Consider the following 23,828-nt stretch of genomic DNA (forward strand, 5'->3'; position numbering starts at 1 on the left):
CTGTGGGATGGAACCTACTCTTCAACGAACCTCTGAACGGGCGATGATGAGGAGTAGGTTCTCTCCTTTTTACCCCACATGATATACTAATACGGTCATCTATTTACATCTCACCCCGGTCGTTTAATTAGAGCGGAAACAGCAGGATTAGTGCCTTTTTGCCATACTACCCAATGCATGGTATAATGAAATAAAAATGGCAGGTTAGTTAATGAAGACAAAAATACGAGAAGGTGGCAGGTTAGTGATTCCAGCCGAATACAGGAAAGCATTGGGACTCAAACCTGGAGATTCGGTGCTCTTATCGCTTGAAGATGGTGAGATAAGAGTCGTTAGCACGCGCCAGGCAGTCGCACGGGCGCAAACTCTGCTCCGGCAATATATCCCTAAAGGTCGCAGCCTGTCTGAGGAACTAATCAAAGAGCGGCGGGACGAGGCGGCTCGTGCCTAAAACAGTAATAGATGCCTCAGCATTGCTGGCACTTCTGAACGCTGAACAGGGTGCCGACATCGTGACTGAAACCCTCCTTGGTGGAGTCATCAGCGCAGTCAACCTGTCCGAAGTTATCGCCAAGCTTTGCGATGCAGGCATGCCGGAGAAAGCGGTTCGCCAGGCTATACAACCGCTTGGACTGGACATTGTGCCTTTTGATGAGGAACAGTCCTATCAAGCAGGATTACTCCGTACCTCTACTCAAGACATGGGTATTTCTTTAGGTGACCGGGCTTGCCTTAGCCTAGCTAAAATGCTAGGAGTAGTCGCACTCACCGCAGACAGGGCTTGGACGGGGCTTTCAGTTGGAGTAACCGTTAAAATAATCCGCTAGGTCTCAAATCTGCGTCCCTGAGGGTTTTACTCATTCTTAGTTGCTATCTTGTATTCAATCGGTTGTTTTTCTTAATTGTTCTTCATAAAATTTGTATGCGCCGTATGACAATTCGACTTCCCATCCATTTTCTTGAGGTTCTGGTGGATTAGATATTTTGCATCTCCTTCTTATAGTTCCCTTTTGACCTTTATGGCTTCCACCTTTGATTTCAACTCTGTCACCAATCTTAAACATACTCAGTTTCTCCTCCATAATATCTCTGGATACTTTATTGATAACCTCCTAAACCATGGTTTAGGGGTATTATAGACCCTTCTTGGTGGGTGCTGACAACTAGAATGAGTTATAACGTCCCTGAGCACCTACCCCCGGCTATCCCTCTGCACCTTCCGGTGAGGCCAGCCGGTGTTCCGTGATTTGTGGTTTGCCCCGATTTCAGGATACATGGTATAAAGCGGGTTTGACCACTCATCATCAGTGGCTTTCCGACCGGCCTCAGTCAACCGGTAGTAAATCCTGTCCGGCGCTTCCGGATAATGGTCTTGCATCGCCGAGTTCTCCGTTTCCGAAGTTGCTTCGACCCACCCCAGTTTTTTAAGCGTCCCGAAATACTTGAGGAAAGAATGATACCGCATGCGGGTGAACTTGTGGGATATCTTCTTCAACTCCTGCTGGTATATCTTCTCCGCGAGTTCCTCGGTTACATCCTCTCCAGCGAGCACCAGGTTACTGATTCTCTTTTCAGCCCGGGTTCGGGCCGTAGCCGTGGCCAGGGAGACCTTGTACTCGTAGTTGATGTCCGACTGGGGAGCGCCACGCTCGGGGTTAATCCTGGTAGAGCCTTCCGGTCCGTTACCCAGGAGATACTCACGGATAAACCAGCCGGCGCCGAAGGGACGCGCAAAGCCACCGCGGGTGGGTCGAAGCTCCATTTCCGATTACTCTCCTTCCCAGACGAATCTGCGGATTATCTCGCGCTCGGCGGCCTCACGGCACATCTTTTCAAACTCGTCGCGCCAGGTCATGAAACCAGCCTTAGCCTCTGTCTCCTGACGGAACGCCTGCCAGTGCCAGTCTTGGAGCGGGTTTAACCCTCTCTTCTCCAGTTCCGGCCCGACAAGCGCCCGAATCATGCCGTCAACCATTGGCAGTGTAACCAGTAAAAACACAGCATTCATGTGGTCGGCGAGTTTCCACTGCCACTCATGCTTTTTGAATGTCTCCATCATCATTGAGGTGACGGCGAGCGGCATCAAGGCTTTGAACGTCTCGATGATGTTGTCCTTGTTCATTCCCTACCTCCTTGCTCCTGTGTACTGCGAGAGCTGTTTATCGGTTCGAGGCGCATCATCTGCGCCCCCACGGTCAGAACCATGGTCAGGAAATTCATTACCTGGGGAGCGGATGCCTCCGGCTTTACGTTGCGCAGAATAATGCGCGCCCGTAGGTTCTCCGGTTCCACGCTGATGAGCAGTTGCCCACTCTCGACCAAGTTGGCAGACTGCTCCTGTCCCTGTCTGATCATTTCGTCAAAGTTCATCATTTCCATGCCTCCTCGAATTCATCTTTACTTATTTCCCGGCCACCGCCGGGATGTGTTCCGGGCTGTGTGCCCTGCGTAGTAGGTTGTTGACCTGCCACCGGCTGTCCGACTGGCGGCATCATGCCCATACCGGGCATGCCAAACCCGCCCATCATCTGCTGCATCGTCTGCTGGAGGATAGGCTCGAATACCCTGGTCATCATCGAAGCGAACGGGTTGGGGGAGCTGGCATTACTGGTATCCTTGACCGCCGACATGAAGTGAGGCATAGCCCCATTTAGCGCCTGCTGAGCAGCCATCTGGGCAACCTCGACGCCGCTGCCTTGGACGGCTCTGGCGGCCTCTGCCTGGCCTCTTTGCCAAGTGGACAACAGGTCGGTCAGCGGCTTGATGGTCTCGCTGAACATCCTGAGTCCCATAAGCGGCACACTCATCCCGGCCATGAATATCTTCCGGTCCCTGATATTGCCGTCGAAGATTTCGGCAACATCGGTCTCCAGCCACTCGGGCAGCACCGATTCCTTCTCCTTGCGGATAGCTAGTGAACCGTCTTTCCCCACTGATGTGGGAAACGATTCCTTGCCCGCTTTCACCCTTTTGCGGATACGTTGTCTGACCAAGGATGGTGAGTAGCCACGGGCTTCGATTTCTTTCTGGCTGAAACCTTCTTCCAGCAGTTCGTCCACTTCCTGACCCAGGTTTTCTTCGTTCTGGTTTTCGTCTGTCATTGTTCCTCCTTTTTCTGGTTACTTTGGGTGGTTTGCACAGCTAAGCAGGCATGAGACTCATGTTCTGCATAGCTGGCATTCATATCTATCGCCGTGAGACGGTTAGCTATGCGATCATTTCAGCACCTCCTCTATAAGCCCCAGGGGGTGGTGACCCCCTACTCCATTCCGGGGGATACCCGGCAGGGCGGATAGACCGAGATTTATTAGTTTTCATACCTTTCACTTACGGATACCTCCTTGAACTACGGAAATTTGGGCACAAGTCGGCTATATGCCGAAAATTGGAAAGTTAGCGTGCTTGTGGTTGCCGGAGGTGCCTTTCTTATCGGGGCACCTCCAGGCTCAGTCTAAGGGTTAGATTGTCCTTAGCAGACTGGTGGCGGCTTGTCCGGAGGCCTTGACAAGAAAAGGCAACGATTATATTGTAAGCTTATAGATATTTTCAGGAATTAAGATGACATCTCCGAAGTTGCCCGAGCGCATTAACCGGCTTGATGAGCTAGCCAATAATTTATGGTGGAGCTGGCATGAAAATGCCCGCACGTTGTTCCGTGCCCTGGATTACCCGCTCTGGAGAGAGAGCGGTCATAACCCGATAAAGGAACTGCGTGAAGTAAGTCAGGATACGCTGCATGCGGCGGCTGTTGACCGTTCCTTTCTGGCTCTCTATGACTCTGTAATGTCAGCTTTTGATGTGGATATGGCCGCCAAAAATACCTGGGTTGCTAATGATTGTCCCAACCTTCGGGAGTGCCCGGTGGCCTTTTTTTCCATGGAATATGCGATACACAACTCCCTGCCGATTTATGCCGGCGGGCTGGGTGTCCTGGCCGGTGATATCTGCAAGGAGGCGAGTGACCTCGGTATGTCACTTATTGCCGTTGGCTTTATGTATCCTCAGGGATACTTCCACCAGCATATCCTGCCCGATGGCACGCAGGAAGAGATATACCACCAGCTTGATTTTGGTGAGGCACCTGTCACCCGGGTCCTTTCGCCACAGGGCGGTGTCTCGGTGGCGAAAGTGGAACTGGGTGAGGTTGTTCTCGATATCGGGGTCTGGCTGGTTAATGTCGGCGGCACCAGTGTCTATCTGATGGATACTAACCTCGAAACTAACCCTGTTCATCATCGTGCTCTCTCGGCGCGACTTTACATCGCCGACCCGGAGCTGCGCCTGCAGCAGGAAATCGTGCTCGGGATTGGCGGCGTCAGGGTGCTGCGGGCGCTGGGTATTGAGCCCTCAATCTGGCACAGTAATGAGGGGCATACCGCCTTCATGATGCTGGAACGTGTCCGTGAAGCGGTGATAAGCGGAATGAACTTCGTCGATGCTGTGCGCAGTGTACAGGCGAAGACCGTTTTTACCACCCATACCCCGGCCTTAGCCGGTCACGATGTTTTCCCGGCGGCGATGATGGAGAGGTATTTCCGGCACTACTGGGAAGCTCTGGGCATCGACCGGGAAAAGTTCCTTCAACTGGGACAACGGAGCAGCTACGATGGCCAGTCTTTTAATATGACGGCACTGGCTTTAAGGATGGCTAACCAGCGCTCAGGGGTGAGTCAGTTGCATGAAAAAGTTACCCGCCGGATGTGGCGGCGGCTCTGGCCGGAAGCCACCGAAGACCAGGTTCCGATATCTCATGTAACCAACGGAGTTCATGCCCCATCATGGATTGCCCGGGAAATGTGCGGTCTCTTTGATGAGTACCTCGGTAAAGACTGGATGAGAGACCAGGACGATAGTAAGATGTGGGAAGGGGTACTCAGTATCCCGGATGAGAAGCTCTGGGCTGTCCGTCAGCGGCTGAAGAACAAATTGGTTGGCGCCGTTCGGGAGCGTATGCGGAGCCGGTGGATAGAAGATGATGTTCCCTGGTCGCAGGTGCTGGCGATGGGTGCCTTCCTTAACCCGGAGGCGCTGACCATAGCCTTTGTGCGTCGTTTTGCCGAGTACAAGCGTCCAGCCCTTATTTTTCAGGATGTTGAACGCTTAAAGCGAATCATCAATAACGAATATCATCCGGTCCAGATACTCTTTGCCGGCAAATCTCATCCTGCTGACCTGGCCTCTAAACGCCTGATCCAACAGGTGTATAATCGGGCTACAGACCATAATTGGCGGGGACGAATCGTCTTCATCGAGGACTACGATATTCATATCGCGCATTACCTGGTTCACGGAGTGGATGTTTGGCTGAACGTACCACGGCGTCTGCAGGAAGCCAGCGGCACCAGCGGGATGAAGGCGGCACTGAATGGTGTGCTCAACCTCAGTGTCCGTGACGGGTGGTGGGACGAAGGGTTCAACGGCAGCAACGGCTGGGCGCTCGGGGATGGACCTGAAGCGATTAGTGCTGAGAAAGAAGATGCGGCGGATGCTGAGGCGCTCTACCGTATGCTGGAAGAAAAGATTGTGCCCATGTACTACTCGAGAGACCGCAGTGGCGTGCCCGATGCCTGGATGCGCATGGTCAAAGAATCAATACGTTCCATCGCGCCGGTCTTTTGCACGCGGCGCATGCTCAAAGAATACGCGGAGCGCATGTACCGTACGGCTGTGCAACCACGTGAATAGCACTGGCTAGCGGCTGACCAGGAGGGCCAGGGGAAACTGGCGCAGTATATCAGCCAGAGGCAGATCCTTTTCTCCGGTCGAAGCTCTTAAGGTTTCACCCGTGAAAACGCTTGCCCACTGTCCGGGCATATCCGGGGGAAAAAGTAGCCGGTCATTCTCCCAGATGGGCTCGCCGAGTGGCAGCACATCAGCCAGGACCAGCCCGCTCAGCAGCCGGGGGACAACCACCAGAACCCACATATCCTCTTCGCGCCGGGCAAAAGAAAATACGTGTTCCGTATTCTGTCCATTAATCTGGAGCGGGATATATTGCCCTCGCTGGAAGACTTCTCTGAGGGATTTGCGGGTATTCAGCGCCTTGCAGGTGACATAAAGTTTCACCCGGCCGTCCTGCCAGGAACTCAGCATCTGCCGGAGCAGCGCTGGCTGCCCGTCAGCTTCTTGCCGGATAAGACTATCCAGCAGTTCCCGGCGCTTTGTGAAGTCGACGGGCCGTCTGTTGTCCGGGTCGACAAGGCTGAAATCCCATAGTTCCGTCCCCTGATAAAAATCAGGGATTCCGGGCAGGGTAATCTTGAGCAAAACCTGGGCCAGAGAATTTAAGGCCCCGTAAAAGGCTATTGTTTTCTCAAAGCGCAGGAAGTCCTCCAGGAACGGATTTCTTCCTGAGTCTTCTTCCAGGATAGAATCGATAAACTGGATGAGAGCGTTCTCGTAGTCCAGGTCAGGGGAGAGCCAGCTGGTGCGGGCTTTAGCCTCCCTGACCGCCTTGACCAGGTAAGCCTTGAGGCGTTCCTTGAACCCTGGTATCTCATCCGGGGCAAGAGGCCAGGCGCCCAGCATTGTCTGGTAAAGCAGTATTTCCGTGTTCGGCTCCGGAACCGGCATCTCATTTACGGCAAGTTTTTTAGCCTGGTTCCACTGCCGCCACCGTTTCAGGCGGCTTTCCCATTCTGCTGGCATCTCGGATAGTACGTTGATTCTGGCCCTGACGTCCTCACTGCGCTTGGTGTCATGGGTAGAGGTAGCGTTGAGTGTGTCGGGGTAGTGTTCCAATCGTGCGAGGTTGCGTTGATGGAAGTCACCAGCGGATAGGCCCGGCGATTCTGGCTGGCTCCCTACCTCGTTAAGGGAAAGCAGGGAGTTATATGAGTAGAGGGCAGTATCTTCGTAGCCTTTGGCCATAACCGCTCCGGTAAGCTGTTGCCAGCGCAGGACAAAACGCAGCCATTCCGGCTGCTCACGGGCCTTGATTTGAGTGGGGAAGTCCAGGGTAAGGACGCGCTGCAGAAAGTCGATAGCGTCACTCTCCATATGCGGGTTCCGCCGCCGGGCTTCAGCCACGGCCTGTTTTATGTATCGCCGGTCGTGGGGGGATACGGGCGGGGTAGGCAGGTAAGTGCGGTAGACGGGCAGGCAGGCGGTAACCTCGGTGAGCGCCCCGGTTAATTCCTGAAATGAGAAGCGAGAATTCCCGTTATGCTGATGCGCCAGGTGAGCCAACTGCTGTCCCAATGAGTTTATTTCACCGGGGAACAGCTCTTTTATCACCTGCTTCTTTTTCCGGTAGACGACGTCAATAAAGGGCACGTTCAAGCCGGTAAAGCGGTGATAAATCTCGTCCAGTGCCTGTGCCCTCTTCCAGTCCACAAAGAGAGAGTTGACCAGGCTGGCGAAGTCATAGCCGGTGGTGCCGGAGACGGGCCATTCCTTGGGCAGGGTTTCGTCACCGCTCAGTATCTTTTCGACGACAACATAAAAGCGGGGGGAGGGTCTAATTTCAGTCCCGTCTCCGGAGATGTATTGCTGTAAACGGGAGAGGTACTGGAAGGGGTCTTTGAGGCCGTCGATGTGGTCGACTCTCAAGCCGGAGACCTTGCCTTCTCTAACCAGTTTCAGGACAAGGCTGTGGGTGGTTTCAAATACGGCTGTCTCCTCGACGCGGAGACCAATAAGGTCGTTGATGTCAAAGAAACGGCGGTAGTTGATGCGCTCTCTCTCTGTCCGCCAGAAAGCCAGCCGGTAGACCTGCTTCTCCAGTAGATTACGCAGTAGCCCGAAGCTTTCCGGCTCTCTCTTCCTGCCATTGAAGAGGCTGATGTTCTCCAGGAGGAAGGTCTTTATCCGGGGCGAGCTTGTAATCAGGCTTAGCAACGATTTTTTTAATGCCTGCTTTTTCCGGTAGCACTCGCTATCCATGTCAAGAGCGGGCAGTGACTGTACTTCACTTATGAGACGTTCTAAATGCTGGAAATCGGGGTGCTTGGAGCCGGATGTTGCCTCCAGCGTATCTAGCCGGTGACCGATGACCAGCCGGCAGGATTCAAGGCATACCGGTAAACGATAATCATGATAATAGACAAAAATACCCGCATCCTCGATGGTTAAGACTAACTCCCGGTTTTCCAGGGCTTCCCGGAAAGGGCTGTTGAGAATTGGCAGCAATACCCTGCCCTCCCCGGCGCTCCAGTCAATATCGAAGAAGCCGGAGTAAGGAGAGGTTGTGCCATTCTCCAATACGTCCAGCCACCACGGGTTCTCCGGGCTGGCTGCCATGTGGTTGGGGACAATATCCAGCAGCAGCCCCATCCCCTGGTCGTTGAGCGTATTGCTCAGTGCCTCGAAATCCGTCTCTGTGCCCAGTTCCGGGTTCAGGTGTGTCGGGTCGGTGACGTCGTAGCCATGCGGGCTCCCCGGGCGGGTTTGGAAGACGGGGGAGGCGTAGAGGTCTGAGATCCCCAGCCGGAACAGGTAGGGTACCAGTTTGATGGCATCCTTCAAGCGAAACTGGCGATTAAACTGGAGCCGGTAGGTGGCGGCAGGTAATCTCAGGTCAATCATCTAACCGACCCGTATGGAAAGTTGTTGTCCCAGGGAGACGAACCGATCAAGCCATTCCGCAGCCGCTGCATCCCCCTGCTGTCCATTTTTCTGGAATTCCGGGTATGTGGAATGGAGCATTTTATGGTACAGGTTTTGCACCTTCCAGATGTCTACGGGGAAAGGGAGCGAGCGCAGCATTTCCGCCGCCGTTAATAGTTTGTTGAATAAGGCGATGTCTTCAGGGTTGGCCACGAGTCCGGCTATCATCCTTTCCAGGGTTTGCTGAAAGAGGTAGCTCAGCCCTTCATTGTCAAGCTCCACTTTCCAGGTCTGCGTTTCATCCAGAAGATTCTTGATGCGCTCTATATCCAGAGAGTCGGCGCTGAGTGCCCGGCGCAAGCCATTATTGAGGATAAACTCGGCGGCAGATTGAAAGCTCCTTGGGATCGGGTTGCCCAGCTCGGAGAGGAAGCGCATCGGCGGGTAGTGACGCTCGTATACCTGCTGGTAGGCCGCTTCAATGTCGGCGAGGGCAGACTGGAGGATGTTGTCCAGTACCCTCCGCTGCTCATCCAGGAAGAGGTTTCTAATTGAGTAGGTGGAAGCGCCGAAGTGCTTGTCGAGGAGACGGATGACCCCGGTGAAGTCGGCTTCAGAGAAGGTCCGCGTCAATTCCTGTACCATTTCCTGATAGGCTTCTTCTCCGCGATGCTCGCGGACGCCGGCATTGACGTTGTGGTCGCCGAGGTGTAATACCCCGAAACTGGTGGTGGTTGATTCCCGGGTTATCGCTGATGTTACCGTGGTCTGCCCCACCGCCAGCCTCGGTTTACCGGCGGTGAAGCTCTGGTAGTCATCAAGGTTGATCTGGTAGCAGTAAATTTCAGCCTGCTTGTCATATTCCTCAAATAAGGAGCTTATGGCAAAATGAGCGGTGACCTTGGTCAGGTCAATCATGGCGGGCTTGACGAATTTGTCGTAGATATGCCTGCCGTCGCGGTGAACCGGGAGGTTGCTCCTGGCCAGTTCGAGACGTTCCAGGAAATGAGCTTCCAGTTTATCACCGAATAGTTCCTGGGCGAGCTGGACAGCCCGTCCGGCGTACTGGATAACCTGCACCGTCTCAATGCCGGATACCTCGTCGAAGAACCAGCCGCAGCTTGTGTACATCAACATGGCGTGACGCTGAAGCTCCAGAAACTTGAGGGCGGTTACCGTCTCGGACTCGCTCAGTTCGCGGCCGGCGTGCTCATTGAAGAAACGCTGAATTTTATCCGGGGAGCGGTCAAGGATTATTTCGATGTAATCATTGCGGGTTGCCCACGGGTCATTGAAAAACTGGCGTGCCTTTTCCTCATACCGGGGCGCTACCGTATCGCGCAGCCAGTCAAATGCCTCACGCAGTGGAGCCCGCCATGCCTGGTTCCATTTCGGGTCTCTACCGGCATTGTCACCGCAGTCGCTCCGCCAGCGCTCAATCCCGTGAGCGCAACTCCAGGAGGTGTTCTCGATTATCTCTACTTCATGAGCGGGCGGGTGGTTTTCCAGGAATTCGCCGTAGTTGGTGATTCGCGCCAGGTCGTTGGCTTCAATATAGGAGAGTGCGTAGGCCAGCGCCATATCCCCGAAGCGGTGGTGATGTCCGAAAGTTTCCCCGTCAGTGGCGATGTGGACAAGCTGGGGCACGGTCTGTTTCTCAGAGAAGGCGCCGGTGAGACACCGGGCAAAATCCCCCCCGTTTTTGAGCAGGTCTTCAAAGGCGACACTGCGGGAAATAGGCCCGTCATAAAAAAAGAGGCCCAGCGTCCGGCCCGAGGGCAGGTTGACACGGTAAGGTCTTGTCGGGTTGATGGTGGCGCCTTCGGTACTATGCCATGTCCTGGTGCCAATCCTCCTTGCCTGTTTGGCCTGGTTAGGCGCCAGGACGGTAAACTTGATTCCGTGTTCGGCCAGGATATCCAGGGTCTCCAGGTCCACCGCCGTTTCCGGGAGCCACATCCCTTCCGGCGGGCGCCCGAAGCGGTGCTCAAAGTCCCGGATTCCCCATACCACCTGGGTATATTTGTCACGGCGGTTGGCCAGGGGCATGATCATGTGGCTATATGCCTGTGCCATGGCTGAACCGTGTCCGGAAAATTTTTGCTGGCTCTCACGGTCAGCATCCAGGATAAGCTGGTAGGCATCAGGGGCATTCACTTCCAGCCAGGAGAGTAATGTTGGCCCGAAATCAAAACTTATCTTGGTATAGTTGTTTACTATCTGCGCAATATATTCTTCACTGTCCAGAATGCGAGATGCGGTGTTGGGCGCATAGCACTCGGCGGTGATACGTTCATTCCAGTCATGGTAAGGATAGGCGGAATCCTGCATCTCAACGTATTCCAGCCAGGCGTTCTCCCGTGGCGGCTGGTAAAAGTGGCCATGGATGCAAATGTAACGTTCCATCTAAAACTCCTTTTGAAAAAGCACCAGCTCCCAGGGGCTGAAAGTAAGGGCGCTCTCTCCCTCTGAGTCAAGCCATGCCGGTAAAATACTCCCCTCTCCCAGCCAGCGTTTCTCCGCTGAGTCCATTCTTTTTTGCCAGCGTCCGGCGGGTACAGGTATCGTGGCTGACATCCGGTCCCGGTTGAAGCTGAAAATCATGACGGCCTCATTGTCTTCATGCCAGCGGCGTACCAGAAGCAGTCCGGTTTCCTCAAAGCTCTGCACTTCCATGGTATCCTTGCTCGGGTTGGACAGGGCAGGAGACTCACGGCGGAGTCTAAGCAGTTCTTTATAGAATTCGAGCAGGACACGGTGTTGGCCTTTCCCGCGCAGGTCATGGTTGAGCCTGGCGAGCCGGAAGGTGGCTTCATCCTGTGGGTCAGGCAACTCGCCCTGCCACTGGAAAGCGGCAAACTCTTCATGGCGACCTTTCCGTACCGCCGCCACCAGCTCGGGGTCTGAGTGGCTGACGAAGTAGGGGAAAGGGGCTGTCTCCCCGTATTCCTCACCCATGAAGAGGAGGGGCAGGAACGGCGAGAGCAGGGTAACACCGGCTGCCAGCTTGAGCGCTTCGAAGGAGACCTGTTTACTCAGTCGTTCGCCTTGCACGCGGTTGCCGACCTGGTCGTGGTTCTGTGAGAAGACAACAAAGCGATCGGCAGGGATGTCCGCGGAGGAGACGCCGTGCCGGCGCTGGCGGTACAGTGAGTATTCGCCGGAGTAAACAAACCCTTCCCGGAACGCCTTGGCCAGGTGCCGGAGCTGCCCGAAGTCCTGATAGTATCCCTGCCGCTCTCCGGTGAGCAGCACATGCAAAGCATGGTGGAAGTCATCGTTCCACTGGGCGTCCAGTCCGTAGCCTCCCGTTTCCGGCGAGCGGATAAGGCGGGCATCATTGGCGGTACTCTCGCCGATGAGATAGGCGTTTCGTTGCCGGGTATTCGCCTCTTTGTGAAATGCCGCGGACAGTTCTTCCAGGAAGGGATAAGCCGAGATGTCCAGTATGGCGTGGAGCGCATCCAGGCGCAGGGCGTCAATGCGAAATTCGGCGAGCCAGTAGATGGCGTTTTCAATGAAAAAGCGGCGCACCCCGTCACTATAAGGTCCGTCGAAGTTGAGGGCGGCTCCCCAGGGAGTCCGGTAGCGGTCAGTGAAATAGGGCGCGAAATCAGCCAGGGAGTTCCCCTCCGGGCCAAGGTGATTATAAACCACGTCCAGCACTACCGCCATCCCGCTGCGGTGACAGGCATTGACCAGTCGCTTAAGTCCCTCCGGGCCTCCATAAGAGTTCTGCACCGCGAAGGGATAGATGCCGTCATAACCCCAGTTGCGCTCACCCGGAAACTGGGCGACGGGCATCAGTTCCAGTGCGGTAATGCCCAGGTCTTTAAGCTCGTCCAGACGGGGAATGATGGCATCAAAAGTCCCCTCCTCTGTAAAAGTGCCGGTATGGAGTTCGTAGATAACGTACTCTGCCAGGGGCAGCCCGGACCAGTTGCCGTCCTCCCGGGGGAAATCAGAGCTTGTTACCTGGGAAGGGCCGTGGACACCCTGAGGCTGATAGCGGGATGCCGGGTCGGGGCGTTCCTGCCGGCTGTTAAGCCGGTAGCGGTACTCGCTGTGCGGTTCCACTCCACGAACAATCGCCTGATGATAGCCCTGAGCGTCTTTAGTTAAAGATAGTAGCCGTTCTTCCGGGGATATTATGTGTATATCCATCTTTTCAATCAGGGGAGCCCAGACCAGGAAATGGCAGCGGCCTTCCCCCAGATATGTTGCCCCCAGGCGGACGGAGGTATTCATGGTGTTCATCCCTGGCTCTTAAAAAAGGTCACGGCCAGCGGCGGCACTGTGATTTCGAGGGAATAGGGACGGCCGTGCGTTGGAATTTCCTGCGCTTCTACCGTTGCCGGGTTGCCCTGTCCGCTGCCGCCGTATTCCCCGGCGTCGCTGTTCAGGATTTCCGTCCAGGAACCACCGCGTGGCACACCCACCCGGTAGTTAAAATGGGTCATCGGGGTGAAGTTGCCGATGACCAGTAGAATATCGCCGGTTGATTTACCTTTGCGGATAAAGCTGATGATGCTCTGCAAGGCGTCACTGGCATCAACCCATTCGAACCCGGCCGGGTCAAAATCGACCTCGTGCAGCGCCGGTTCGTTACGGTAGACCTGATTCAGTGTCTTCAGCCACTGCTGGACCTGGGCATGGGGCTGGTATTCGAGCAAATACCAGTCCAGGCTGCCGTCATGGTTCCACTCGCTCCATTGCCCCAGTTCGGTGCCCATGAAGAGCAGTTTCTTGCCGGGCTGGGTGTACATATAGCCCAGGAGGAGTCTCAGGTTGGCGAACTTTTGCCAGTTGTCACCGGGCATCTTGCCCAGCAGTGATCCCTTGCCGTGTACCACCTCATCATGAGAAAGGGGCAGCACGAAGTTCTCGTGAAAGGCGTAAATCATACGGAAGGTCAAATCATTTTGGTGATATTTACGGTGGATGGGATCGCGTGATATGTATTGCAGGGTATCGTGCATCCAGCCCATGTCCCACTTCAGGCCAAAACCCAGGCCGCCCAGGTAGGTCGGTCGGGAGACCATAGGCCAGGCGGTGGATTCTTCAGCTACCGTCTGTACATCCGGGTATTGCTTGTAGACTTCTTCGTTAAACCGGCGTAAGAAAGATATAGCCTCGATATTTTCCCGGCCGCCGTACTTGTTGGGCATCCACTGGCCAGCTTTCCTTGAGTAGTCCAGGTAGAGCATGGAAGCGACGGCGTCAACGCGCAGCCCGTCGGCGTGGTACTTGTCCAGCCAGAAGATGGCGCTGCTGATGAGGAAGCTCTGCACCTCGGGACGTCCGTAGTTGAAGATGTAGCTCTTCCAGTCAGGGTGAAATCCCTTTTCCGGGTAAGAGTGTTCGTAGAGGTGAGTACCATCGAAGAAGGCGAGCCCGTATTCATCGGTGGGGAAGTGTGAGGGTACCCAGTCCAGGATTACCCCGATTCCGTGCTGGTGGAGGTAATCGACCAGGTACATAAAGTCCTGGGGTGTGCCGAAACGGCTGGTGGGGGCGAAATAGCCGGTAGTCTGATATCCCCAGGAGCCGAAGAAAGGGTGCTCCATCACCGGCAGCAGTTGTACGTGGGTGAAACCGGTCTGCTGCACGTGCTCGGCGAGCTGGGGCGCCATTTCCCGGTAGGAAAGAGACCGGTAACCCTCGTCGGGTACGCGTTTCCATGACCCCAGGTGCACCTCGTAGATGGATATGGGGCCATCAAGCCGGTTTCGGGAGTGCCGCTTCTCCATCCATTCCCGGTCTCCCCAGTCATAATCGAGGTCCCAGACTATGGAGCTGGTCTTTGGTGCTACTTCATCAAAAACGGCGAAAGGGTCGGCTTTGTCTACCCGGTAGCCCCGGTAGCGGGAAGCGATGTGGTACTTGTAGAGAGCGCCCTTACCGATTCCCGGAATGAACCCTTCCCAGATTCCTGACTGGCCTCTGGGGCGTAAGGGGTGGCTTTCCCGGTTCCAGCCATTAAAATCGCCAATGACCGAGACCATCCTGGCGTCAGGCGCCCAGACGGCAAAATAAGTCCCCGGCTGGCCGCCAACGGTCTCCGGATGAGCGCCCAGTTTCCGGTATAAACGGAAATGAGAGCCTTCATTAAAGAGATAAAGGTCATCATCGCTGATGAGGGTTATCCCTGAGGATACCCCCTGATCCTGGATTGTTGCCTCCGGGTTCTGGTCGGGTCTATCATGCCTTTCTATTTCAGTCATTATCTCCGCTCTCTTGTTTGCGCAGTCTGTTCACTATATTCAGTGTACCAAGTACCTCGGGCATTTGGCAAAGCTCCTCGAACCTGTAACGCGCTTTTCTTTGCCAGTTCGGGTATTCCCTCCGGGTAGTGGGCACATTCTGGGGCTGTGTCTCCAGCCACAGGTCTTCGAGGTTGACCAGGACGATTCGTGCCTGGCTGTCCGCCAGGAATGATAAGCAAGCCCTGAGTATGCTGAGGACATCACCTTCGGCATTCGGTTGGAGCCAGCCTCTCTTCTGCAAGAAAGCGGACAGGGCTTTTTTCATGTTCCGGAAGTTTTGCCGTTCTGCCCGGGCGCTGGCTTTGTCCAGCAGCCCTAGCCTGAGCCTTTCCGGGATATCCGTTTCCTGCCAGAAGGCGGCAAAAGGGGGCATATCGTGGGTATTGAGACTGGCTACCGAATTGTGTGATGGTGGCGGCGGTACTTTACGCGGATTAGCGGCTAGCTGGTAATGCAGCACGTACATGTGCTGAAGGCCGTGCCGCTTCATCGCGGGCTTGACGTACGGGGGTACGGTTCCCAGGTCTTCACCAACGATGATAGCCTGATGACGTTGCGACTCCAGAGCCAGAATAGCGTAGAGTTCTTCAGCCGGGTAGCGCAGGTAGACCCCCTGCCGGGGTTCCATTCCGCCGGGGATACAGAAGAGGCGGTGGAGTCCCATCACATGGTCAATGCGTAGAATACGCGCGAAGCGGAGATGATGACGCAGGTAGGCGATTGTATAGCAGTAGCCCTGCTCCCTGGTTTTTTCCGGGTGCAGCGGTGCGAACGCCCAGTCTTGCCCCCGGGTGAAGACGGGATCCGGGGGCGAACCGACTGAACTATCCGGAACAAAAATATCAAGTTCCCGCCAGGCATCATAACCGTCGGGGTGCACTCCCACGGGAAGGTCGAGATAAAGGTGGACGCCTCTCTGGTCAGCCCTCTGGGAGACATTTTCCAGTTGCTGATGGGCCAGCCACTGCGCGTACAGGTGATAACGTTCATCCGCCTCATCGTAATCATTTTCAGTCAGGGTACCATCGCACAGGGGTTGAGGCCAGGACCGCCACGGAAGGCGCTGTTTCTCAAAGGTAGCTTGGAAGCGGGCGTAGTCGGCAACCGCCGGGTGTGTCTCCGCAAAATGGCGGAGGTCATCAAGGCGCCGGGATGTCCCGCTGAACAGGTAGCGGCACAGTTCCTCCAGGACACGGCGCTTCAGCGCCATCTGGCGGGGATAGTCAACCAGGGACGAACCCTGCAGTTCCCTAAGCTCTGTCTGAAAGCGGGTAGATTCGAGGATTGCCCGTGCCGGAGGACATTCTGCCAGTTCGGGCACGCTGTTGATGTCCACGTAGAACTCGTTCCAGAGCCGGCGGCTGACCGGCAGATAGGGACTGTTCTCAAAGTTATCACCGGGGAAGGTCGCCAGGAAGGGCAGTGTGGCTACGGTTTGCCCTCCCATTTCGGCTACCCACGCTGTTAGAACTTCCAGGTCTGAAAAGTTACCGCCCCCCCCGCTCTCAGAGGAATGGAGAGCGTATAACGGGAGAAAGACCCCCCAGCTCCTGTCTTCCGGCCCTGACGGGGGAAGATAAGCCTGTACGGGGGCTGAAATGATAAGGGTCTCATGCTTTTCCCCGGCTATCTCTACCATCAACCGGTGGTACCCCCGGGGTAACCTGCCGGTCAGCGTGAGTTGACTGGCTACGTAACGTATCCCCTCTATTTCAGTGGTGTCAACCACGGGCATACCGGTGGCAGGCTGTTGCCATCTCCGCTCTTCACCGGTCTCCAGTTTGAGGTGACAGTCCAGGGTGGTATCAGACGCAGTTGACGGGAGCCGGACCGGTATCAGCGCCGGGCGGTTATCCCAGTATACCGTTACCGGCTCAAGCGGTTGCCGCCACAGTGTTTGCCGCTTTTCCCGCCAGGCCAGCGGAATATCGTGGAGGGTCATTAGCGGGGCGCCCAGTGACCGGAGCGCGGCCAGCAGTGATTCTGTTGCAGCCGGTTGTCTGCGGTGGGATACGTCATAGTAAGCGGTTTGTAACCCGTAGAGGCGGGACAGATGATGGAGAAGACGGGTTCCGGAGGCAGGGTTCACTTCTCGCCCCTCTTCTCTTTTCCCCCGGCTGATTCAGTCGTTTTTCCCGGTTTCTGCCTGACTTCACCGGCAGTCCGGGCCGTTTCTCCTGCGGTCTCTTTGTCCAGTGGTTTTATGCCTGCTTCCTCCTTTTCCTCTTCCTCGGCGGCCTCCAGCACCTGCAGGATACCCTGGAGTGGTACCGTAACCCAGTCGGGCCGGTTGTTGAGTTCGTAGTTTATTTCATAGATGGCTTTGTCCAGGAGGTAAGCATCCAGGATAACTTTCATTGATTCTCGACTCTGCGGCAGCACCGGCGTATTGGCCATTAAATCCAGATAAGACTTAAGGAAGGTAGCTGAGACCCAGAGATACCAGGCCTGCGCCCATTCTCTCAGCATCGGCAAGTCTTCGGTTCGGAGTACGGTTGACGTCTGACCCTGCAGGGCAACGTGAACGGCGTAGTGGAACGAGCGTATCATACCGGCGACATCACGCAGCGGCGAGCGTTTGATTTTCCGTTCCCCCAGGTGTCGCGCCGGCTCTCCTTCAAAATCAACGATGACGAAGTCATTGCCGGTATGGAGTATCTGCCCCAGGTGGTAGTCTCCGTGGCAGCGGGTACGCAGACCGGTAATCTTACGTCTGGAAATCTCCTGGAAACGTCCCATAATAGTGTCCTCCAGATTGAGAACCTTTTGGGCGTCGGGCCTTACTTCATCAGGCAGATATCTGATGCGCTGGCGCAATAGCTGCAGCACTTGAATGGCGAAGCCTCTCATGCTATGGAAAAGGGACCGCTGGTAAGTTACCGAGAAAGGCTCGGGGACAAAGTTAGGGTCGTCTATCGCTGAGGCCAGTGTTAGATGAAGTTCGGCAGTGCGCTGGCCTAGAATCTGGGCGGAAACCAGGTAAGGTCCGATAGCATCGGCAGCCAGGAGAGGGACCGGGTCGTTACAGATATCAAGCAGGGAGAGCCCGGCGGGCATTGGCGCTATGGTTCCCGGCCTCGCCAGTACCTCTTCAAAGTAACGCCCCAGCGAGTCCAGAGTGTATTTCCAGGCATCCTCCTCGTTAGGTACGAAGCCGTGCAGGATGCCCATGGTCAGTGATTCTTGCCGGCGGGACTTATATTCGATAACTCCGGCTACGGGAGCTACATTCGGAAAAGACTCTTTTTCAGTAAGAAATCTGCCAATCTCAAGCTCGGGGCTTACTCCTTCTTCCAGGCGGCGGAAGAGTTTTAGCTGGAACTGGTTCCCGTAAACTATCGATGTGTTGGTTTGCTCTCCACCGCGCAGAACGGACGTCACGGCGGATTGTTCAACCGGCCCGCGTATCTGGCGGAAGACATTGCGTGTGTGAGAGGCGATAATATCTCCCTGTTCGCCCTTGAAACGGCGGTACCGTCCTATGGCTTTAAGCAGGGCATCGCGGAAGTTCTTGTCAAATACGGCATCGTAGATAACCCCCTCAGCAATACTGCCTTTGTTTCTCAATTTCAAATGAGCAATAAGGGCTTGAGGAGACTCGTTGATGACCTGGCTTGACTGTTCTTCTGAAGCAAAGGTAATCGGAACCAGGTAAGTCTCGGGTTCTCCCTCGGAGTACTCGACCCGTAGCAGGATAAAGTGGGCTACCGAGCTATCAAAGGGTATGGTAACTATATCCTGTATTTCGGTTGACCTTGTTTTACGCGCTTTTCCTCCAAACCAGCGGCGTTGTTTGATATAGCTTAATAAAGCCGTTTCAAAAAGGCGCCGTGTGCCCCGTCTGTACAGGTCTTTCCACTCTCCGGTCAAAGTCAGTGTCGGCACCGTAATCTCCGGTGGCGCTTTGCCTAAATCGAACTGTTCCGGTTTTACTGGTTCCATGAAAAACCAGTAAAAGGAATATGGCCCCAGTGTTAGCGGATATGGCCCTTCTCCGACGACAGGAAACTCTGTCTGTCCGAAGACCTCAACCGGTGTCCTGCCTCTAAACTCGGTGAGATTGAGACTGCAGTGTTGCGCCAGGCGGGAGAGGTTAGCCACTACCAGGATACACTCATCTTCATAGTGACGGAGGAAAGCCAGCACCTTTCTGTTTTCCGGCTGGAGAAAATTCAGGCTACCCCGGCCGAAGGCTTTGAAGCGCTTGCGCAGGGCGATGAGGCGCTTCATCCACCAGAGGAGAGAATCCCGGTTGTTCTGTTGAGCTTCCACATTGACGGCTTCATAATGATACTCCGGGTCAATGTTAACCGGAAGATAGAGACGCTGAGGATTGCTGCGTGAGAATCCGGCATTGCGGTCAGTGCTCCACTGCATGGGGGTACGGACACCGTTACGGTCGCCCAGGTAAATGTTATCTCCCATGCCGATTTCATCACCGTAGTAAATAATGGGCGTTCCCGGCAGAGAGAAGAGAAGGGCATTCATCAGCTCAACCTTCCGGCGGTCATTATTGAGTAGCGGCGCCAGACGGCGGCGGATGCCGAGGTTGAGCCGGGCCTGTGTGTCATGAGCGTATACCCGGTACATATAGTCGCGCTCTTCATCAGTAACCATCTCCAGGGTGAGTTCATCATGGTTGCGCAGAAAAAGAGTCCACTGACACGTGGGTGGGATGGGTGGTGTTTGCTGGAGGATATTGGTAATGGGGAAACGGTCCTCCATCCGGAGAGCCATAAACATACGAGGCATGAGAGGAAAATGATAAGCCATGTGGCACTCCCCGCCGTCGCCGAAATAGGCGACGGCATCCTCAGACCACTGGTTTGCCTCAGCCAGTAACATGCGGTTCTGGAACTTTCCATCTACCTTCCGGCGCAGTTCCTGAAGGAAAGCGTGGGTCTCCGGCAGATTTTCGCAAACGGTACCTTCCCGTTCGTAAAGGTAAGGTACGGCATCCAGGCGCATCCCGGAGACTCCCATTCCGAACCAGAAATCAATCACCCGTAGTACTGCCTGATGTACCAGAGAACTATCGTAGTTTAGGTCAGGCTGGTGCGAGTAGAAGCGGTGCCAGAAATAGGCTCCGGCCACCGGGTCCCAGGTCCAGTTTGAATTTTCGAAGTCCTTGAAGATAATGCGGGCTTCTTTGTATTTGTTGTGGTTATCGCTCCAGACATAAAAGTCGCGTCCCGGGCTTCCCGGCGCAGCCCGCCGCGCCCTCTGGAACCACGGGTGCTGGTCTGAGGTGTGGTTGAGGAGTAGCTCGGTAATGACTCGCAGTCCCCGGTAATTGGCCTCTCTGAGGAAGACCCTGAAATCATGAAGCGTCCCGTAGGAAGGGTGGACACCGGTGTAGTCAGAGACGTCATAGCCGTCATCCTTAAACGGGGAGGGGTAGAAGGGAAGGAGCCAGATAGCGGTAACCCCCAGGTCATGAAGATAATCGAGCTTTTCGGTGAGTCCGGGAAAGTCCCCGGTGCCATCACTATCGCTATCATAAAAAGCGCGAATAGGAAGCTCATAAATGACCGCATCCTTGTACCATAGGGGGTCGTCGTCACGCCAGAAGTACCTTTTATCACCGGTCACCATATCAATAAACCTCTTTTATAGATTATGCTATACCTGAAATTTAATCATGGCTAACCCTCTTTTTGCACCTGAAAGATGTGGGCGGGCATCCTTTGCGGGTTGAGTTCCACATAGTTGCGGGAACCCTGCCACCGGTAGCTGTTACCGGTCAGCAGGTCATGCAGCGCATAAGGTCTGCCGGGGTCTAACCCGAGTTCCTCAAGGGAAAGGTCAGTCCAGCCCGACTGTTGATGTCGATAGTCCAGGTTCACCATAACCAGTATCACGTTCGAGGCATCTGCCGTGCGTTTGCTGTAGCCGATGAGCTGGTCATTATCCACGGAATGGAAGTGAAGGCTCAGGTCACCCTGGAGAGCCGGGTTCTCGCGGCGGATGCGGTTCACGCCAGTGATGAAGTCCTTCAGGCTTGCGGGGTGATTGATGTCCCAGTGCTTGAGCTCATATTTTTCCGAGTCCAGATATTCCTCGCTGGTGGTATCCTTGCGGCGGTTCTCACCGAGTTCGAAGGCGGGACCGTAGATCCCGTAGTTAGCCCCAAGGGTAGCCGCCAGTACCAGCCGGGTCATAAAAGCCGGCCTGCCGCCGTCTCTGAGGTAATCTCCGAGGATGTCCGGGGTATTGGGCCACAGGTTAGGGCGGAAGTACTCCCTCAGCCCGGTCCGGGTCAACTCGGTGAGGTACTGGGTAAGCTCCCACCTGGTGTTGCGCCAGGAAAAATAAGTATAGGACTGGCTGAACCCCAGTTTGGCCAGCCGGTACATAATCTTGGGACGGGTGAAGGCCTCAGACAGGAAGAGCACATCCGGGTGCTCTTCTTTGACCTCGCCGATCAGCCATTCCCAGAAATCAAATGGTTTGGTGTGGGGGTTGTCTACCCGGAAGATGCGGACTCCCTGTTCTATCCAGAAAAGGACCACACTCTTCAGTTCTTCCCAGAGCTCCCGCCAGTGCCCGGTCTCGAACTCCAGGGGATATATGTCCTGGTATTTCTTGGGCGGGTTTTCGGCGTATTGTATGGTACCATCCGCCCGCCAGCGGAACCACTCCGGGTGTTCTTTCACGTAGGGGTGGTCAGGCGAGCACTGGAAGGCCATATCCAGGGCCACTTCAATGCCATATTCCCGCGCCCGGGCGATGAGATTGCGGAAATCATCGAAAGTGCCCAGGGAGGGATGGATTGCCTTGTGTCCCCCTTCTTCCGCACCGATAGCCCAGGGTGTCCCGGGGTCACCCGGTTCAGCCGTGGGAGAGTTATTCTTTCCCTTCCGGTTGGTGTGGCCGATGGGGTGGATGGGGGGAAAGTAGAGCACGTCAAAGCCCATTTCTGCAATGTAGGCCAGACGAACCTCGCAATCCCTAAAGGTACCGTGCTTGCCGGGTTCCGGGGCACAGGAGCGGGGAAACATCTCGTACCAGGTACTGAACCGGGCCTGCTGCCGGTCAACCGTCACCGCCAGTTCCCGGTGGTAAGTAGTAGCAGACCTCCGGTCAGGGTACCGGTTCATCAGTGTCGTCACCTTGCTGTTGAGCGCCAGCCTTGTTTTGCTCGATTGTGGTTTCTGACCGGAGCGGAGAAAATCCGTCCATTTCTGCATGATTTGCCGGTTGTCCTGGCTGGCGCGCCGGCCGGCTTCCTCGATGAGCTTGGCTCCTTCCAGGAGGTCTACGGAAACGTCCTGCCTGGCCTCGACTTTTTTGACCAGGTCTTGCCGCCAGGTCTGGAACCGGTCAACCCAGGCAGTGAGCGTATAGCGGTACCGTCCCGGTTCAGTAACCGGAAAAGAACCGCGCCAGCGGTCATTGACCAGAGATTCCATGGGGGTTTCAATCCATAGCGGATTATCCTCACGGCGATATAAAAGAGCGGCGCGGAGAATATCGTGGCCGTCAGCGAAGATATCAGCCTCTACGGATACCTCGTCGCCAACAATCCGTTTGATGGGAAAATGCCCGTCATCAATCTCAGGGATTACCCCTTCAATGACGACCCGATGGTTGCCATTTTCGTGTTGTGCGGTTCTAGCGCTTCTTCTGGCTCCGGTCACCGGTACCACCTCACGCAGCTATATTGTCTATGAATTATTACATTATACCTTAATTGTCATCGGCTGGTAACTGGTTTATATTCAGTCTTTTCTCCACAACAAGTGTTGAGAATTCCCGGCACTGACTATATAATCATATAGTCATGCACTTAATAGCGGGAGGTGAGTGAAATAGAAAATTTAGATGATATGAATCTTTTCCAGCGGCTTGATGCGGAAGGCATGCTCGTCCATCTGCGCAAGATGCCGGAATCATGCCAGCAGGCCTGGCGGACGGCGCTGGAATTCGACCTGCCGTCAGATTATTCACAGATTGAAAAGGTCATCATTCTGGGTATGGGTGGCTCCGCCATTGGTGGCGATCTGCTGAAGAGCCTGGCAACCGCGGAAGCCAGGGTGCCTCTGCTGGTGCACCGGGACTATGACCTGCCGGCTTTTACTGATGCCCGGACCCTGGTGATTGCCTCCAGCTATTCAGGAAGGACTGAAGAGACCCTTTCCGCCTTTGATAAAGCCTTGCGTACTCCGGCCAGGAAGCTGGCGATTACTACTGGCGGTGACCTTGCAGACATTGCCGGGCAAAACGGCGTGCCGGTTCTTAGTATTGGCTACCAGGCGCCGCCGCGGGCGGCTCTGCCGTTCAGCTTTCTGCCGGTACTGGCTTTTCTGCAGCGCCTGGGATTTATCGCTGATAAGTCGGCGGATGTGACGGAGATGGTAAGCGTGATGCGCAGCCTGTCAGCCAGAATCAAGGAGGACGTGCCCCTGTCTGCCAACCCGGCCAAGCGGCTGGCGACGAGGCTTTACCGTCACCTGCCGGTGGTGTACGGCGGCGGGGTACTGGCTGAGGTAGCTCACCGCTGGAAGACCCAGTTCAATGAGAATGCCAAAGCCTGGTCATTTTACGAGGTCTTACCCGAACTGAACCATAATGCCGTGGTCGGCTACCATTTTCCGCAGGAACTGGCGCCACAGATAGCTGTAGTTCTACTGCGGTCGGCGAGCCTGTTCGATAGAATCAAGCTCCGCTATGATGTAACCTGCCAGTTGCTTGACCAGGCTAAAGTAGGTTATGAGGTTATTGATGCCGATGGTAACAGTCCGCTAAGTCAGATGATGAGCCTGGTACTTTTTGGCGATTATGTCAGTTGCTACCTTGCCTTTCTGTATCAGATTGACCCTTCACCGGTGGCGGTTATAGATTACCTGAAGAAGAAGTTAGCGGAGGGATAAAGCCAGCGCGGTGTCCTTGCCCTGTTTCTATCAGTCCAGCTTTCCGGTAATGAACGGGAACGCTGAGTTCAAATGAGGCTAAATATCAACGCTGAATAATGAATAAAGCCATTAGAAGGTTGAATCTGCGCCCGTATCTATC

16 protein-coding genes are annotated in these 23,828 nt (G+C 55.1%); 3 read left to right on the forward strand and 13 right to left on the reverse strand.

The features are described from left to right. Positions 1–211: 211 nt before the first annotated feature. On the forward strand, positions 212–451 hold the full coding sequence (locus Q8Q07_08450) for an AbrB/MazE/SpoVT family DNA-binding domain-containing protein (protein ID MDP3880313.1): 240 nt from the start codon (positions 212–214) through the stop codon (positions 449–451). A gap of 16 nt (positions 452–467) precedes the next feature. On the opposite strand, the gene Q8Q07_08455 is transcribed toward Q8Q07_08450, so the two are convergent. The 6 genes from Q8Q07_08455 to Q8Q07_08480 form a co-directional block, all read right to left on the reverse strand. Next, complete coding sequence (locus Q8Q07_08455) at positions 468–671, reverse strand: hypothetical protein (GenBank protein ID MDP3880314.1); 204 nt, start codon at positions 669–671, stop codon at positions 468–470. Between the two features lie 210 nt (positions 672–881). Next, entirely contained in the window at positions 882–1,064 is a 183-nt protein-coding gene (locus tag Q8Q07_08460; GenBank protein ID MDP3880315.1) for a hypothetical protein, read from the reverse strand. Positions 1,065–1,192: 128 nt separating this feature from the next. Further along, a complete protein-coding gene (locus Q8Q07_08465) occupies positions 1,193–1,762 on the reverse strand; it encodes a hypothetical protein (protein ID MDP3880316.1) in 570 nt (189 codons plus the stop codon). 6 nt (positions 1,763–1,768) lie between these two features. Next, a complete protein-coding gene (locus Q8Q07_08470) occupies positions 1,769–2,122 on the reverse strand; it encodes a hypothetical protein (GenBank protein MDP3880317.1) in 354 nt (117 codons plus the stop codon). Beyond that, complete coding sequence (locus Q8Q07_08475) at positions 2,119–2,373, reverse strand: hypothetical protein (protein ID MDP3880318.1); 255 nt, start codon at positions 2,371–2,373, stop codon at positions 2,119–2,121. Before Q8Q07_08475 ends, Q8Q07_08470 begins: the two co-directional genes overlap by 4 nt. Further along, positions 2,370–3,101, reverse strand: a complete 732-nt coding sequence (locus Q8Q07_08480; GenBank protein MDP3880319.1) for a hypothetical protein — start codon at positions 3,099–3,101, stop codon at positions 2,370–2,372. Before Q8Q07_08480 ends, Q8Q07_08475 begins: the two co-directional genes overlap by 4 nt. 457 nt (positions 3,102–3,558) lie before the next feature. Between Q8Q07_08480 and glgP the strand changes: the two genes are divergently transcribed. Then, positions 3,559–5,685 (forward strand): alpha-glucan family phosphorylase, encoded by a 2,127-nt coding sequence (gene glgP / locus Q8Q07_08485; GenBank protein ID MDP3880320.1) that lies wholly within the window; start codon positions 3,559–3,561, stop codon positions 5,683–5,685. A gap of 6 nt (positions 5,686–5,691) precedes the next feature. On the opposite strand, the gene treY is transcribed toward glgP, so the two are convergent. Genes treY through Q8Q07_08520 form a run of 7 tightly spaced genes read right to left on the reverse strand, consistent with a single transcriptional unit; the run spans position 5,692 to position 22,453 of the window. Next, a complete protein-coding gene (treY, locus tag Q8Q07_08490) occupies positions 5,692–8,526 on the reverse strand; it encodes a malto-oligosyltrehalose synthase (protein MDP3880321.1) in 2,835 nt (944 codons plus the stop codon). Beyond that, positions 8,527–10,953, reverse strand: a complete 2,427-nt coding sequence (locus Q8Q07_08495) for a DUF3536 domain-containing protein (protein ID MDP3880322.1) — start codon at positions 10,951–10,953, stop codon at positions 8,527–8,529. Next, complete coding sequence (gene treZ / locus Q8Q07_08500) at positions 10,954–12,795, reverse strand: malto-oligosyltrehalose trehalohydrolase (GenBank protein ID MDP3880323.1); 1,842 nt, start codon at positions 12,793–12,795, stop codon at positions 10,954–10,956. It lies immediately after the preceding gene. A 5-nt stretch (positions 12,796–12,800) separates the two neighbouring features. Further along, on the reverse strand, positions 12,801–14,771 hold the full coding sequence (gene glgB, locus Q8Q07_08505) for a 1,4-alpha-glucan branching protein GlgB (GenBank protein ID MDP3880324.1): 1,971 nt from the start codon (positions 14,769–14,771) through the stop codon (positions 12,801–12,803). Continuing rightward, a complete protein-coding gene (gene malQ, locus Q8Q07_08510) occupies positions 14,764–16,902 on the reverse strand; it encodes a 4-alpha-glucanotransferase (protein ID MDP3880325.1) in 2,139 nt (712 codons plus the stop codon). Before malQ ends, glgB begins: the two co-directional genes overlap by 8 nt. Further along, on the reverse strand, positions 16,899–20,408 hold the full coding sequence (gene treS, locus Q8Q07_08515) for a maltose alpha-D-glucosyltransferase (protein ID MDP3880326.1): 3,510 nt from the start codon (positions 20,406–20,408) through the stop codon (positions 16,899–16,901). The genes malQ and treS overlap by 4 nt, the downstream gene beginning before the upstream one ends. 50 nt (positions 20,409–20,458) lie before the next feature. Continuing rightward, positions 20,459–22,453: an alpha-1,4-glucan--maltose-1-phosphate maltosyltransferase gene (locus Q8Q07_08520; GenBank protein MDP3880327.1), complete on the reverse strand. Its 1,995-nt coding sequence runs from the start codon at positions 22,451–22,453 to the stop codon at positions 20,459–20,461. A gap of 162 nt (positions 22,454–22,615) precedes the next feature. Here Q8Q07_08520 and Q8Q07_08525 point away from each other — a divergent pair, with 162 nt between their 5' ends. Further along, entirely contained in the window at positions 22,616–23,686 is a 1,071-nt protein-coding gene (locus Q8Q07_08525; GenBank protein MDP3880328.1) for a bifunctional phosphoglucose/phosphomannose isomerase, read from the forward strand. The last annotated feature ends 142 nt before the right edge of the window (positions 23,687–23,828 follow it).

The organism is Dehalococcoidales bacterium, assembly GCA_030698765.1.
Taxonomy (GTDB): domain Bacteria; phylum Chloroflexota; class Dehalococcoidia; order Dehalococcoidales; family UBA2162; genus JAUYMF01.